This is a genomic window from Amycolatopsis sp. NPDC028719, from assembly GCF_055565395.1.
Genome location: NZ_JBVHUL010000002.1, coordinates 547,824 through 562,168, shown reverse-complemented (window position 1 = coordinate 562,168; position 14,345 = coordinate 547,824). Strand labels below are relative to the sequence as shown.

Below are 14,345 nucleotides of genomic sequence, written 5' to 3'. Positions count from 1 at the left end.
ACATTCCGTTCACGCTCCGAAACCTCACGCTGCCATCAAGAATCGATCGGTCTAATTCCGGCCGTGCCGGTTAACATCCCGGCCCCGGCAGCCGAAGATCTCGGTGGAGGCCGACGAGCTTCCCGTCCCCGACAACCGCCCCGAGCCCGTGAGAGCGATGAACGCCGACGCTGTGACCAGCCCCCAAGCCAGCACCGACACCAGCACCGAAACCGCCGGCCCCCCGACCGTCCCCAGCAGCGTCGTCTGGTGCTGCGGACGTCCCTACGTCCTGGAGGCGCGCCCCGGCCGCGCCCGCTGGATGGGCACCGACCTCCGCGGCCGCCCCGAGGCGCTGAGCAGCGCCGAACTGCAGCGACGCGGCTGGAGCAGCCGCCGCGCGTGCTGACTACGCTGGCCGGGTGAGCACCGCCGCACCCGAACCCGCCGCTCAGGCGAGCGCCGCCGAGCCGTCCCTGCTGAGGCAGGCCTTCAACGTCCCCAACATGCTGTCGCTGCTGCGGCTGGCCGGCGTGCCGGTGTTCTTGTGGCTGCTGCTGGGACCGGAGGAGGACGGCTGGGCGCTCGCGCTGCTCGTGTTCAGCGCGCTCACCGACTGGCTCGACGGCAAGCTGGCCCGCTGGCTCAACCAGATGTCCCGGCTGGGCCAGCTGCTCGACCCGGCGGCCGACCGGCTCTACATCCTCGCGACGCTCATCGCGTTCCTGGTCCGCGACATCATCCCCTGGTGGGTCGTGGTGCCGCTGGTGCTGCGCGAAGCCGTCCTCGGCGGGTGCGTGCTGGCCCTGCGCCGCGGCGGCTTCGCCCCGCCGGAGGTGACCTACCTCGGCAAGGGCGCGACCTTCGTGCTGATGTACGCCTTCCCGTTCCTGCTGCTCGCGCAGGGCGGCTCGGACGTCGCCGCGGTCGCCCGGCCGATCGGCTACGCCTTCACCATCTGGGGCGGGGTCCTCTACGTCTGGTCCGGCGTGCTCTACGTCGTGCAGGCGCGCGCCGCGCTGCGCGGCGCGGCCGACGACTGAGCGCGACATTTTTCCCGGCCCGGACCCGGCGCTGCGCCGTGTGGGTGTAAGACTTCGCCCAGCACGTTTTCGCCAGTGAGGGCATGAAAGGGGACCGGCGGTGTCCGCTCCTGAAGAGCTTCGCTACACCGAGGAACACGAGTGGGTCGCCACCCGCGGCGAGGACACCCTCGTCCGCATCGGCATCACCGAGTACGCGCAGGACCAGCTCGGCGACGTCGTGTTCGTCGACCTGCCGGAGGTCGGCCGCCAGGTGAGCGCGGGCGACGTCTTCGGCGAGGTCGAGTCGACGAAGAGCGTGTCCGAGCTGTTCGCGCCGGTCGACGGCGAGGTCGTCGCGATCAACGACGCCGTCGCCGAATCGCCGGAGCTGATCAACAGCGACCCCTACGGCGAGGGCTGGCTGATCGAGATCCGGCTCGACGACCCGGCGGGGCTCGAAGCCCTGCTGGAAGCCGAGGCGTACGACGCCCTGACCAAGGGCTGAGCTCCGCCGGCGGCCGCCCGGACCGGCACTGCGCCGGTTCGGGGAGCCGGGGCTCGGAGAATCGATCAGGCACGGTACGTTGGCAGCTACACGTTCTTGAGTACTAGGCAACACAGCATGTGTGGAGGAGAGCTCAGGTGAGCACGAACGACGGGCCCGGTGGCGTTCCCCCGGAGCAGTCTCCGGAGCGGACCTCTGTCTTCCGGGCCGACTTCCTGGCCGAAGCCGAAGGCCACGAGTCCGCCCCGGCCGCGGAGGCGCCCGTCCAGGGCGTCGACGCCCTGCCCGCGGGTTCGGCGCTGCTGGTCGTGAAGCGCGGCCCGAACGCGGGTTCGCGGTTCCTGCTCGACCGCGACACGACCAGCGCCGGGCGCCACCCGGACAGCGACATCTTCCTGGACGACGTCACGGTCTCCCGCCGGCACGCCGAGTTCCGGCGTGAGGGCGGCGAGTTCGTCGTCATCGACGTCGGCAGCCTCAACGGCACCTACGTCAACCGCGAGCCGGTCGACCAGGCCGTCCTCGCGGGCGGCGACGAGGTGCAGATCGGGAAGTTCCGCCTGGTCTTCCTGACCGGCCCGGGGCACGGGGGCCAGGGGGCGCAGTGACGGCGGCCGGGCGGCCACAGAGTCACGGACTGAGCATCGGGGCCGTCCTGGCGCAGCTGCGCCAGGACTTTCCCGACGTCACCATCTCCAAGATCCGGTTCCTCGAAGCGGAAGGCCTGGTCCAACCGGGCCGGACGGCTTCGGGGTACCGGCAGTTCGTCGCGGCGGACGTGGAGCGACTGCGGTTCGTCCTGGCCGCCCAGCGGGATCACTACCTGCCGCTGAAGGTCATCAAGGAGCAGCTGGACGCGGCGGACTCGGGTGCCGGGCCCGTCGCGGACCTGCCCCGCCCGCCGCGCCGGCTGGTGCCGATCGACGCGGTGGCGGAGAACGTCGGCCTGCCGGTGGCGGAGGACTTCGCCGGCGGCAAGGAGCTGCGCCTGACCCAGGAGGAGCTCCTGGAGCAGGCCGGCATCGACGCCGCCGCACTCGCCGAGCTGCAGCAGTACGGCCTGGTCCGGTCCGGCCCCGCGGGGTTCTTCGACCCGGACGCGGTGCTCGTCGCGCGGACGGTGAAGGCGATGACCGAATTCGGTATCGAGCCGAGACACCTGCGTGCCTTCCGCGCCGCGGCCGACCGCGAGGTCGGGTTGCTGGAGCAGATCGTGACCCCGGTGTACCGGCATCGTGATCCGGAAGCCAAGGCGAGGGCCGACGAAGTGGTGCGAGAGCTCGCGGCACTGTCCGTGACCCTGCACACGCTCCTCGTGAAGGCGGGAATCCGTGGCGCCACGGGTTGTTGAGCCGTAACGGGACGGTGAGATCCTCTTTGCGGTCCCATGTCAATGACTGAATGTTCGGCACCTCATGCCGTACCGTGAGAACAACGGTTTGCGGTAGGCGAGCCGAGAGTGTCCGACAGCGAGCACAGCGCACGGATGACGGGTAGCGTCGGGAGTGAACGGCGCGAGGCGGTTCCAGCGCTGAAGCCCGTGTGCACGAGAGGGAGGCGAAGCCCGATGAGCGAAATGCGCGTCGTCGGTGTGCGGGTCGAGCTGCCCGCGAATCAGCCGATCTTGCTGCTGCGGGAGACCGAGGGCGAACGGTACCTGCCGATCTGGATCGGCTCGGTCGAAGCGACCGCCATCGCGTTGGAGCAACAGGGGGTCCGCCCGGCCCGTCCGCTCACCCATGACCTGCTGAAAGAGGTCATCGGAGCGTTGGGCCGCGAGCTCGAGCAGGTCGTCATCACCGACCTCAAGGAAGGCACGTTCTTCGCCGAGCTCGTGTTCGACGGCGACATCCGGGTCTCCGCCCGGCCGAGCGACTCGGTCGCGCTGGCCCTGCGGATCGGCGTCCCCATCCACGCCGTGGACGCGGTGCTGGAGGAGGCGGGCCTGATCATCCCGGACGAGCAGGAGGACGAGGTCGAGAAGTTCCGCGAGTTCCTCGACTCCGTGTCGCCGGAAGACTTCCGCGGAGCCGATACGTGAGACCTTGCCTTGACGCGGACGTCAACGTCTAGCGTCTTCAGGCATGCGGATCGGAGAGCTTGCGCAGCGCACGGGTGTCACCACCCGTGCGCTGCGTTTTTACGAGGCCCAGGGCCTTCTCGAGGCCCGTCGCTCGGCGAACGGCTACCGCGAGTACGACGAGGGCGACCTGCAGCTGGTCCGGGAGATCCAGACGCTGCAGACGGTCGGCCTGACCCTCGACGAAACCCGCCCGTTCGTCGACTGCCTCCGCAGCGGCCACGAGACCGGCGACTCCTGCGCGAGTTCGATCGAGGTCTACCGCCGCAAGCTCGAAGAAGCCGACGCGCTGCTGGCCCGCCTCGGCGGCATCCGGGCCGAACTGGCGGCCAAGCTCGCCGGCGCGCTGGCCCGGCAAGCCCCCGATCCGTGTGTCGTCCCCGATGCCCCGCGTCCGTCAAGGAGCTCGTCATGACCGCTGTTGCCGTTTCCGACGTCACCGACGCCACGTTCGCCGCCGAGGTCCTCGGCAGTGACGTCCCGGTGCTGGTCGAGTTCTGGGCCACCTGGTGCGGGCCCTGCCGGATGGTGGGCCCGGTGCTGGCCCAGCTGGCTGCCGAGCGGGCCGGGAAGCTCGCCGTGCGGAAGGTCAACGCCGACGAGAACCCGGAGACGACCCGGTCGTACCAGGTCATGTCCCTGCCGACGATGATCCTCTTCTCGGGCGGCGAGCCGGTGACGACGATCGTCGGCGCCTACCCGAAGGCCCGGATCGAGGAGCGCCTCGACCAGGTCCTCTAGGGAGCCGTCGCCTTCACGAAGGTGTCGGCGACTTCCCGCCCGTACTGCTCCAGATCCAGCGACGGGTCGGCCGCGTAGGCCGCGGCCACCCCGTCGATGGCCTGCGCGATCGACATCGCCATCACCTCCGGCGTGAAGGCGCCGAACCGCCCTTCCGCCTGACCCTGCTTCAGCTGGCGGGCCGGCCCGTGCACCCGCATGTCGTCGACCAGGACCTTCGTCATCACCCAGCCGTCGGCGTCGTCGGCGTTGGCCGCCATCTCGGTCAGCACCCGGACGCACTCCGGGTACGCGCGCAGGAACGCGATCGACGTCTCGATGTGGGCCCGCAGGTACCCGGGCCGGTCGGCGGGGTCGACCCCGCCGCCGGTGCGTTCCTTCAGGAACTCGTTCTTCGTCTCCACGACCGTGCTCAGCACGGCCTGCATCAGGCCGGCCTTGTTCGTGAAGTGGTACGAGATCATCCGGGTGCTGCTGAGCCCGGCGCGTTCCTTGATCTTGGCGAACGTGGCTTTCCGGTAGCCGAGGTCGGCGATGACGCCGATGGTCGCGCCGATGATCTGGGCGCGGCGCGCCGCCTCGGTGGCGCTGAGCCCCATCTCGGCCATCAGGTCGGTGTTTACTTGCATGAGTAAAAAGTTACTCAGCCGAGTAAAAATCGTCAAGGGGTTTGAACCGCCGCGACCGGGGTACGGCGAACGGCTCAAAGGCTCAGCCGACCGTCGAGGCTTGCCGCGCGTCGCGTTGACCGGTGTTCTCCGGGCGCTTACCGTCGAAGGAGGTAAATCGCCACGGTGTGATTCACGGTCTGGGGCCGGACCGTGGCGATTGATCTCCGGCGGGTCCCACTCTGGGACCGTCCGGCTGTCATTCGCCGGCCATCAGGTCGGGCGAAGGGAGGCTTGCGTGGTCGAGGCTGGTTCCGAGAAGCAGCCTGTTCAGGTCGCGGCTGGTGAGCAGGGTGAACTGTTCCCTGACGACTCGCTGCCGGACGAGCTGGTGGGCTACCGCGGCCCGGCCGCGTGCCAGATCGCCGGGATCACCTACCGCCAGCTCGACTACTGGGCCCGGACGAAGCTGGTCGCACCCAGCATCCGCACGGCGCACGGCTCCGGCTCGCAGCGGCTGTACTCGTTCAAGGACATCCTGGTCCTCAAGGTCGTCAAACGGCTCCTGGACACCGGAGTCTCCCTGCAGAACATCCGGGTCGCCGTCGACCACCTGCGCGTCCGCGGAGTGCGCGACCTCGCGAAGGTCACGCTGTTCTCCGACGGCACCACGGTCTACGAGTGCACCTCACCCGAGGAGATCGTCGACCTGCTCCAAGGCGGCCAAGGCGTCTTCGGCATCGCGGTCAGCGGCGCCATGCAGGAAATCAGCGGCACCATCCACGAGTTCCCCGCCGAACGCGCCGACGGCGGCATCGTCGAGCAGCACGAGCCGGACGAACTCACCCAACGCCGCAACGCCCGCAAGACCGGGTGATCACCGCCGCGGCGGACCGGGTAAGGTTCAGCCTGCGGTCGACGAATCCGCGCGGGAGAGTCCGAGCCACACCTCGAGCTCGGCGCCGAAGGAGCAAGTCCTCCCCGGAACCTCTCAGGCACCCCGGACCGCGCGGACGAGACGCCTCTGGAAAGCGGGTCGTCAGGACACAACCTGATGGCCCCGCCGACGGTGCAAGCCCGGCTCAACCTCGGGCGAAACTCTCAGGCGCCTGTTCTGCAGGTACGGACAGAGTGGGGAGGATTCCTCCGGGGTTTGGGTGAGCTGTGCTCGCGAAGAGCGCTCGCCCGAACCCTCCGGAGTGTCCTGTGGGGGTGCAACCCCCACAGCCCGCCCGGCGGGCTCCGCCCCCGGACCCCCGCCGTGGTCGCGTTCCGTTCTCGGGTCCGGTTAGCTGGGTGGAGACACCGCCGTTCGGAGGAGGCCACCTTGGACTTGTCGCTCGCCTCTTTGGAACAGGGCATCCCCTTCGCCGACCGGCACATCGGGCCCGGGCCGGACGAACTCCGCCAGATCCTCGACGTCGTCGGAGTCGCTTCTCTCGACGAGCTCTCCGAGCGTGCTGTTCCCGCATCGCTGCGCGCCTCCGCTGGGCCGCTCGAACTTCCCCCGGCCGCCACCGAAGCCCAGGCCCTCGCCGAACTCCGGGCGCTCGCCGCGCGGAACCGGCCCATGGCCCAGATGATCGGCCTCGGCTACCACGACACCGTCACCCCGCCCGTCATCCGGCGGAACGTGCTCGAAAACCCCGCCTGGTACACCGCGTACACGCCCTATCAGCCCGAGATCTCGCAAGGCCGGCTCGAAGCGCTGCTCAACTTCCAGACCATGGTCGCCGACCTCACCGGGCTGCCCGTCGCCAACGCGTCGATGCTCGACGAGGCCACCGCGGCCGCCGAGGCGATGACGCTCGTGCGCCGCGCCGGGAAAGCCGCGTCGCACCGGTTCGTCGTCGACCGGGACACCCTGCCGCAGACCCTCGCCGTCCTCCGGACCCGCGCCGAGCCCCTCGGCATCGAGCTTGTCGTCGAAGACCTCTCCCAGGGCCTGACCGGCCTCGGCCTCGGCGGCGACTTCTTCGGCGTCCTGCTGTCCTACCCGGGCGCGTCCGGCGCGGTGCACGAGCTCGACCTGACGATCGCCGAGGCCAAAAAGCACGGCGCCGCGGTGATCGTCGCCGCCGACCCGCTCGCCCTGACCCTGCTGCGGCCACCGGGAGAGCTCGGCGCCGACGTCGCCGTCGGGTCGACGCAGCGGTTCGGCGTCCCGCTCGGCTTCGGCGGCCCGCACGCGGCCTACCTCGCCGTCCGCCAAGGCCTCGAACGGCAGCTGCCCGGCCGGCTGGTCGGCGTCTCGAAGGACGCGGACGGCGCGCCCGCGTACCGGCTCGCCCTCCAGACGCGGGAGCAGCACATCCGCCGCGAGAAGGCGACGTCGAACATCTGCACCGCGCAGGTCCTGCTCGCGGTGATGGCCTCCATGTACGCGGTGTACCACGGCCCCGACGGACTGCGCGGGATCGCGCTGCGCGCCCACCGGATGGCCACCGTGCTCGCCGCCGGCCTCGCCGAAGGCGGCGTCGACGTCGGGCACGGCGAGTTCTTCGACACCGTCACCGCGGCGGTGCCCGGCCGGGCGCACGCGGTCGTCGCGGCCGCTCGCGACCTCGGGGTGAACCTGCGGCTCGTCGACGACGACCACGTCGGCGTCGCCTGCGACGAGACCACCACCCGCGAACGGCTTTCCCTCGTATGGAAGGCGTTCGGCGTCTCGGTGTCCGATGTGGATGGCCTCGACGCGGACACGGCGGACGCGCTCCCGGCGCCGCTGCGGCGCACCAGCGCGTTCCTCACCCACCCCGTGTTCCACACCCACCGGTCGGAAACCGCGCTGCTGCGGTACCTGCGGCAGCTGGCCGACAAGGATGTCGCGCTCGATCGCAGCATGATCCCGCTCGGCTCGTGCACCATGAAGCTCAACGCCACCGCCGAGATGGAACCGGTCACCTGGCCGGAGTTCGCCGGGCTGCACCCGTTCGCGCCCGCCGAGGACGCCGCCGGGCTGCTGGAGGTGATCGCCGACCTCGGTGCCTGGCTCGCGCGGATCACCGGCTACGACACGGTTTCCCTGCAGCCCAACGCGGGCAGCCAGGGCGAGTTCGCCGGGCTGCTGGCCATCCGCGCCTACCACCGTTCGCGCGGCGAGGGCGAGCGCGACGTCTGCCTGATCCCGGCGAGCGCGCACGGCACCAACGCGGCGAGCGCCGTGATGGCCGGCATGCGGGTGGTCGTCGTCCGCTGCGACGACGACGGCGACATCGACCTCGCGCACCTGCGGTCCACTGTGGACGAGCACCGCGCCGACCTGGCCGCGATCATGATCACCTACCCGTCGACGCACGGGGTCTACGAGGACACCGTCGGCGAGGTGTGCGCGCTGGTGCACGACGCGGGCGGGCAGGTGTACGTCGACGGCGCCAACCTCAACGCGCTCATCGGCGTGGCGCAGTACGGCCGGTTCGGCGCCGACGTCTCACACCTCAACCTGCACAAGACCTTCTGCATCCCGCACGGCGGCGGCGGGCCCGGCGTCGGGCCGATCGGGGTCCGCGCGCACCTGGCGCCGTTCCTGCCGAACCATCCGCTGCAGCCCGCGGCCGGCCCGGTGACCGGGGTCGGTCCGGTCAGCGCGGCGCCGTGGGGGAGCGCGTCGATCCTGCCGATCTCGTGGGCGTACGTCCGGATGATGGGCGCGGACGGCCTGCGCCGGGCGACCCTCGTCGCGGTGGCCAACGCCAACTACGTCGCCCGGCGGCTCGGGGAGCACTACCCGGTGCTGTACGCGGGCCGGTCGGGTTTCGTGGCCCACGAATGCATCCTGGACCTGCGGCCGCTGACGAAGGCGACGGGCGTGACGGTCGATGACGTCGCGAAGCGGCTGGCGGACTACGGCCTGCACGCGCCGACGATGTCGTTCCCGGTGGCGGGCACGCTGATGGTGGAGCCGACCGAGAGCGAGGACCTGGCCGAACTGGACCGCTTCTGCACCGCGATGATCGCGATCCGCGCGGAGATCGACCGCGTGACGGTGGGGGAGTGGGCGCTGGCGGAGTCGCCGCTGCGGCAGGCCCCGCACACGGCTCGCTGCATCGCGGGCGAGTGGGACCGGCCGTACAGCCGCGAAACGGCGGTGTTCCCGGCGGGCCCGGGCGCGCCGAAGATCTGGCCGCCGGTCCGCCGCATCGACGGCGCGGCGGGCGACCGCACCCTGGTCTGCTCCTGCCCGCCCCCGGAAGCCTTCGCCTGACCCCTGCGTAAAGGGGCGATGCGCGGTAGTGCGTACGCCGGGCCGGGCCCGCACAGGAACGGGAGGTAGGTTGACGCCATGGCGAGTGCGCACGGTCCTGATCAACCGTCCGTGGTCGTGACCGGCGGCAGCGGCTTCATCGGCCGGGCCGTCGTGCGCGCCCTTCGCGACCGGGGTGTCCCGGTCACCGTCGTGGACCGGGTCCCGTTCCCGGACGGCGGCGATGGCGGCGGCGACGGCGTCCGTGTGGTGACCGGTGATCTCCGCGACGCCGGTGTCCGCGAGGAGGCCGTGCCGCGCGGGACCGCCGGGATCGTGCACCTCGCCGCGCTGACGTCGGTGCTGAAGTCGGTCGAGCTGCCCGAAGACACCTTCGCCGACAACGTCCTGGTGACCCAGGAGCTGCTGGAGCTCGCGCGCCGCCGTGAGGTGCCGAAGTTCCTGCTCGCCTCGACCAACGCGGTGATCGGCGACGTCGGCACCGCGACGATCACCCCGGACCTGCCGCTGCGGCCGCTCACGCCCTACGGTGCCACCAAGGCGGCGTGCGAAATGCTGCTCTCGGGCTACGCCGGCGCGTACGGCATGACGACGTGTGCGTTGCGGTTCACCAACGTCTACGGCCCGGGAATGTCCCACAAGGACAGTTTCGTGCCGCGCATGATGCGCGCCGCGCTGACCGGCACCGGGGTCCGGATCCACGGCGACGGCCGCCAGCGCCGCGATCTCGTGCACGTCGACGACGTCGTCCGCGCCATCCTGCTCGCGCTCGACAGCGGCCACACCGGCCGCGCGATCGTCGGCGCCGGGCGCTCGGTGTCCGTGCTGGAGATGGTCGAGGCCGTGCGCGAGGTGACCGGCGCCGAGCTGCCGGTCGAGCACGTCGAGGCGCCGGCGGGCGAGATGCCCGCCGTGGTCGTCGACGTCTCGGCCAGCGCCGAGACCATCGGGTACCGGCCGGAGGTCTCGCTCACCGACGGCCTCGCGACGGCCTGGAAGTACTTCTCCGGGCTCGACCGTCCAAACGCGACACCGTGACTCCATCCATGCCCCCGCCGCCACCCTCAACGGAGGCGCTTCGCGCCGCTGTGTTTTCTTTTCTCAAGCGGCACTGGCTGCTGCTCCTGCTCCTCGTCCCGGCGATCGCCCTCCGGGTGCTGACCTGGCCGGCCTACCGGCCCGCGCTGCTGTTCATCGATTCGTTCCGTTACCTCGACAATCTCCACGCGCTGCGCGCCGACCAGCTCGACCCGATCGGCTACGACCTCGTGCTGCGGCCGCTGCTGGCCGTCGGCGGGCTCGCCTGGGTCGCGGCGGTGCAGCACGCCGGCGGGACCCTCATCGCGATCGGCGTCTACGCGCTGGTGCTGCGCCTCGGCGGCCGCCCGTGGGTCGCCGCGCTCGCCGCGGTCCCGGTCCTGCTCGACGCCTACCAGCTCCAGATCGAGCAGAACATCATGTCCGAGGTCGTCTTCGAGGCGGTTCTGCTCGGTCTCCTCTGGCTCCTCCTCGGCTGGGGTACGCCGGGCTGGAAGCGCGCCGGCGTCGCCGGCCTGCTGGCCGGGTTCGCCGTGCTGACGCGGCTGATCGGCATCTCCCTGGCCCTGCCGGTGCTGGGCTACCTCGTCGTGGCCGGGGGAGCGTGGCGGCACTGGGCGGGCTGGCGCCGGGCCGGTGCCGGCGTGCTGGGCCTGCTCGTCGTGCTCGTGCCCTACTCGGCGCGGGTGCATTCGGAGACCGGCAAGTGGGGGCTGACCGGGCCGTCCGGGAACATGCTCTACGGCCGCACCGCCGCCGTCGCCGACTGCGCGAACCTCCACCTCGACCCGACGCTGCAGGTGTTCTGCCCGGCCGAACCGCGCGAGACCAGGCTGGTGGACAACTACACGCACGCCGACCTCGACCCGAACTGGCCCGGCCCGCTGCCGCCGGGGGCGGACAAGGCCGCGCTGGCGCACGAGTTCGCGCTCGACGTGCTGAAGGAGCAGCCCGGCGACGTCGCGGAAGCGATCCTCGACGACTTCTCGAAGAGCTTCGCCTGGACCCGCGAGCAGGACCCGACCGACGTCCCCCTGGACCGGTGGCAGTTCCAGCTCACGTACCCGCAGTGGGCCGACCAGTCCCTCATCGACCTCGTCACGCGGCAGAACGACGGTGTCGTCGCGAGCGTCGACCAGCCGCTCGCCCGGATCTTGCGCGACTACCAGCTCGGCGGCGGCTACGTTCCGGGTGCGGTGCTCGGCATCGGCGCGCTACTGGGCCTGCTCACGGTGTTCCGCCGCAAGAAGCCCCTGGACCGGGCGCGGGCGGGCGCGCTGCTGGCGGCGTCGAGCGGCCTGATCCTGCTCTTCGCCTCGGCGGTGTTCCAGTTCTCCTGGCGCTATCAGATCCCCGCGCTCGTGCTGCTGCCGGTGGCCGGGGCGCTGGGCTTCACCACACTGACGTCGGCCAGCCGGAAACGCCTCGCCGCGTTCCCCGACGACGTCGACCGGGGCGCCCTCGACGACTTCGGCGGCCGGCACCCCGAGCTGGAGCTGGCCCCGCTGACCGTCGTCATCGCGGCCTACAACGAAGCCGACGGCATCGGCGGAGTCCTGGAGAAGATGCCCGACGAGTGCCTCGGCATGCGGGTCGACGTGCTCGTCGTGGTCGACGGCGGCACCGACGACACCGCGGCGATCGCCGAAGACCACGGCGCGTACGTCTGCGTCGCACCCCGCAACCGTGGCCAGGGCGCCGCGCTGCGCCTCGGCTACCACCTCGCGGCCGAGGCCGGCGCCGAGTACGTCGTGACGACGGACGGCGACGGCCAGTACGACAACAGCGAGCTCGAAGCCCTGGTCAGGCCGGTCGTCGACGGCACTGCGGACTTCGTCACCGGCTCCCGGCGCCTCGGCCACGAAGAGGCCGACAGCCGCGTCCGGTGGCTGGGTGTGCGCGTGTTCGCCCTGCTTGCGTCGGTGCTGACCGCGCGGCGGATCACCGACACGTCGTTCGGCTTCCGCGCGATGCGGGCGGACCTGGCGTGCTCGGTGCCGCTCAACGAGCCGCAGTACCAGTCGTCGGAGCTGATGCTCGGGGTGACCGCGCGCGGTGCCCGGATCGTCGAGCTGCCGATGAGCATGCGGCTGCGCAAGGCGGGCAAGAGCAAGAAGGGCGGCAGCCTCGTCTACGGCGCCAACTACGCCCGGGTCATGACCGGGACGTGGTGGCGGGGGTACGTGCTGCGCCGCGGCCGAACACGAGCCGGTCGAGCAGGGTGAACTTGACGAGGAACACCAGCGCGTAGCTGGCCACGTACGCGCCGTCGACGAGCACGACCCACCAGAAGTGCGGCAGGTCCAGCGGCGTGAGCAGCGAGCCGGCGAGGGTCGTGAGGCCGATGGACGCGAGGCCGCCGAGGCCGATCACGGCCAGGTAGGGCAGCAGTTCGCGGCGCACGCGCGGGCGTCCGGTGCGGCCCCACACCCAGCGGCGGGTGACCAGGAAGTTCAGCACCGCGCCGGCCGCCCAGGCCAGCGTGCTCGCCAGGGCCGCGGCGCCGCCGGTCGCGAGGACCGCGAGCAGCACCACCTGGCTGACGACCGTGGCCGCGACGGAGGTCGCCGCGGCGCGCGCCAGCCGGGCCCGGCCGCGGCGGGTCTTCTCCGTCGTGCGGGGCCGCACGCCGTTGGTTACGGTCGTCATGCCCCCATCCTCCCCGCGAGCCGGTCGCGCCGCCGTCCGGGTCCCCTACGCATAGGAGATTCACAGCTCATTGCCAGGTCCTCATCAGCAGGAGATCGATAACTTTCTTCGGGGGGTTCCGGGTGGCGGAGCCCCCGGCCCGGGGCGGAGCCCCGGATCAGCAGCGTCGGGTTCTCGCAAGCCTCTGCTCGCTCGTCGGATCAGCACGCTTGTGGCGTAAACGAACAGGAAAGGCGGCACAATGCGTGTGCTGGTTCTCGGCGGTGACGGATATCTGGGCTGGCCGACCGCGTTGCACTTATCGGACAAAGGCCACGACGTAGCCGTTCTCGACAATTTCGCCCGCCGCGGCTACGACGCCGAACTGGGCGTCGAGAGCCTCGTGCCGATCGAGTCCCTGGCCGACCGGATCTCGGCGTGGCAGGAGGTCTCCGGGCGCACGATCACCAGCTACGAAGGCGACTTGCTGGACGCGGAGTTCCTGTTCGGAGCGGTGCGCGACTTCGCTCCCGACACGGTGGTGCACTACGCCGAGCAGCGGTCCGCGCCGTATTCGATGATCGACCGCGAGCACGCGGTGTACACCCAGCACAACAACGTGATCGGGAACCTGAACCTGCTGTACGCGATCGCCGAGATCGACCCGGCGATCCACCTGGTCAAACTGGGCACGATGGGCGAATACGGCACGCCGAACGTCGACATCGAAGAAGGCTGGCTGGACCTCGAGCACAACGGGCGCAAAGATCGTGTGCTGTTCCCGAAGCGGCCCGGCTCGTTCTACCACCTGACGAAGGTCCACGATTCGCACAACATCGAATTCACGTGCCGCGCCTGGGGGCTGCGCGCGACGGATCTCAACCAGGGTGTCGTGTACGGCCAGCAAACGCCGCAGACGGCGCTGGACCCGCGCCTGGCGACCCGCTTCGACTACGACGCCGTGTTCGGCACGGTGCTGAACCGGTTCGTCATCCAGGCGGTGCTGGGCCAGCCGCTGACCGTGTACGGCAAGGGCACCCAGACGCGCGGCCTGATCGACATCCGCGACACCGTCGAATGCATCCGGCTCGCCGTGGAGAACCCGGCCGGGGCGGGGGAGTTCCGCGTGTTCAACCAGATGACCGAGAGCATGTCCGTGGCGGCCATCGCCGACCTCGTCGCCGAGCGGTTCCCCGGGCCGGTGCAGATCGAGCAGCTGGAGAACCCGCGCACCGAGGCACCGGAGCACTACTACAACGTGAAGCACACCGGGCTGGTCGGGCTGGGGCTGGAGCCGCACCTGCTCTCGGACACGCTGATCGAGTCGATGTTCGACATCGTGGGGGCCAACAAGCACCGGGTGAACCCGGAGAAGCTGCGCCCGACCGTGCGCTGGCGGGGCGCGCTGAAGGGCTAGCGGTGCGGGTGGCGGGGGGGGGGGGGGGGGGGGGGAAGAAAGAGACAGCGATGCGCGGTGGGGGGGTGTCCGGGGGGGCAAGGGGGCGGGGGGGAGGTTCATCTGTGTGTTGGTCCTGAG

The 14,345-nt window shown here is 70.9% G+C and carries 15 protein-coding genes and 1 riboswitch; of the genes, 13 read left to right on the top strand and 2 right to left on the bottom strand.

Annotated features, from left to right (window positions below; translation table 11 throughout):
* Nucleotides 1-157 precede the first annotated feature (157 nt).
* The 8 genes from ACZ4TR_RS10645 to trxA all read left to right on the top strand — a co-directional run bounded on the left by ACZ4TR_RS10645 (nt 158) and on the right by trxA (nt 4,330).
* Nucleotides 158-388 carry a hypothetical protein gene (locus ACZ4TR_RS10645; protein ID WP_465286799.1) on the top strand — a complete coding sequence of 77 codons (231 nt, stop codon included), beginning with the start codon at nt 158-160 and terminating at the stop codon, nt 386-388.
* A 13-nt stretch (nt 389-401) separates the two neighbouring features.
* On the top strand, nt 402-1,022 hold the full coding sequence (locus tag ACZ4TR_RS10640) for a CDP-alcohol phosphatidyltransferase family protein (RefSeq protein ID WP_465286798.1): 621 nt from the start codon (nt 402-404) through the stop codon (nt 1,020-1,022).
* A 100-nt stretch (nt 1,023-1,122) separates the two neighbouring features.
* On the top strand, nt 1,123-1,509 hold the full coding sequence (gcvH, locus tag ACZ4TR_RS10635) for a glycine cleavage system protein GcvH (RefSeq protein WP_364528410.1): 387 nt from the start codon (nt 1,123-1,125) through the stop codon (nt 1,507-1,509).
* Nucleotides 1,510-1,646: 137 nt separating this feature from the next.
* Nucleotides 1,647-2,117 (top strand): glycogen accumulation regulator GarA, encoded by a 471-nt coding sequence (gene garA / locus ACZ4TR_RS10630; RefSeq protein WP_284750621.1) that lies wholly within the window; start codon nt 1,647-1,649, stop codon nt 2,115-2,117.
* Nucleotides 2,114-2,860, top strand: coding sequence for a transcriptional regulator FtsR (gene ftsR / locus ACZ4TR_RS10625; RefSeq protein WP_465286797.1), 747 nt, complete (start codon nt 2,114-2,116; stop codon nt 2,858-2,860). Before garA ends, ftsR begins: the two co-directional genes overlap by 4 nt.
* 216 nt (nt 2,861-3,076) lie before the next feature.
* Nucleotides 3,077-3,550 (top strand): bifunctional nuclease family protein, encoded by a 474-nt coding sequence (locus tag ACZ4TR_RS10620; protein WP_009078856.1) that lies wholly within the window; start codon nt 3,077-3,079, stop codon nt 3,548-3,550.
* Between the two features lie 43 nt (nt 3,551-3,593).
* Nucleotides 3,594-4,004: a MerR family transcriptional regulator gene (locus tag ACZ4TR_RS10615; protein ID WP_465286796.1), complete on the top strand. Its 411-nt coding sequence runs from the start codon at nt 3,594-3,596 to the stop codon at nt 4,002-4,004.
* Entirely contained in the window at nt 4,001-4,330 is a 330-nt protein-coding gene (gene trxA / locus ACZ4TR_RS10610; RefSeq protein WP_465286795.1) for a thioredoxin, read from the top strand. Before ACZ4TR_RS10615 ends, trxA begins: the two co-directional genes overlap by 4 nt.
* Here trxA and ACZ4TR_RS10605 read toward each other — a convergent pair.
* Nucleotides 4,327-4,959 carry a TetR/AcrR family transcriptional regulator gene (locus ACZ4TR_RS10605; protein ID WP_465286794.1) on the bottom strand — a complete coding sequence of 211 codons (633 nt, stop codon included), beginning with the start codon at nt 4,957-4,959 and terminating at the stop codon, nt 4,327-4,329. The two genes, trxA and ACZ4TR_RS10605, sit on opposite strands and share 4 nt — an antisense overlap.
* Nucleotides 4,960-5,236: 277 nt before the next feature.
* Between ACZ4TR_RS10605 and ACZ4TR_RS10600 the strand changes: the two genes are divergently transcribed.
* The 4 genes from ACZ4TR_RS10600 to ACZ4TR_RS10585 all read left to right on the top strand — a co-directional run bounded on the left by ACZ4TR_RS10600 (nt 5,237) and on the right by ACZ4TR_RS10585 (nt 12,405).
* Nucleotides 5,237-5,815 (top strand): MerR family transcriptional regulator, encoded by a 579-nt coding sequence (locus tag ACZ4TR_RS10600; protein ID WP_364528395.1) that lies wholly within the window; start codon nt 5,237-5,239, stop codon nt 5,813-5,815.
* Between the two features lie 42 nt (nt 5,816-5,857).
* Nucleotides 5,858-5,956: riboswitch (glycine riboswitch) on the top strand.
* Between the two features lie 309 nt (nt 5,957-6,265).
* Nucleotides 6,266-9,142, top strand: coding sequence for an aminomethyl-transferring glycine dehydrogenase (gcvP, locus tag ACZ4TR_RS10595; protein WP_465286793.1), 2,877 nt, complete (start codon nt 6,266-6,268; stop codon nt 9,140-9,142).
* Between the two features lie 78 nt (nt 9,143-9,220).
* The gene (locus ACZ4TR_RS10590; protein ID WP_465286792.1) at nt 9,221-10,180 is read left to right on the top strand and encodes an NAD-dependent epimerase/dehydratase family protein; all 960 of its coding nucleotides are present in this window, start codon (nt 9,221-9,223) and stop codon (nt 10,178-10,180) included.
* Nucleotides 10,181-10,230: 50 nt separating this feature from the next.
* Nucleotides 10,231-12,405 carry a glycosyltransferase gene (locus ACZ4TR_RS10585; RefSeq protein ID WP_465286791.1) on the top strand — a complete coding sequence of 725 codons (2,175 nt, stop codon included), beginning with the start codon at nt 10,231-10,233 and terminating at the stop codon, nt 12,403-12,405.
* On the opposite strand, the gene ACZ4TR_RS10580 is transcribed toward ACZ4TR_RS10585, so the two are convergent.
* On the bottom strand, nt 12,335-12,829 hold the full coding sequence (locus tag ACZ4TR_RS10580) for a GtrA family protein (RefSeq protein WP_465286790.1): 495 nt from the start codon (nt 12,827-12,829) through the stop codon (nt 12,335-12,337). The two genes, ACZ4TR_RS10585 and ACZ4TR_RS10580, sit on opposite strands and share 71 nt — an antisense overlap.
* A 241-nt stretch (nt 12,830-13,070) precedes the next feature.
* On the opposite strand from ACZ4TR_RS10580, the gene ACZ4TR_RS10575 reads away from it, so the two are divergent.
* Nucleotides 13,071-14,225, top strand: coding sequence for an NAD-dependent epimerase/dehydratase family protein (locus tag ACZ4TR_RS10575; protein ID WP_465286789.1), 1,155 nt, complete (start codon nt 13,071-13,073; stop codon nt 14,223-14,225).
* The last annotated feature ends 120 nt before the right edge of the window (nt 14,226-14,345 follow it).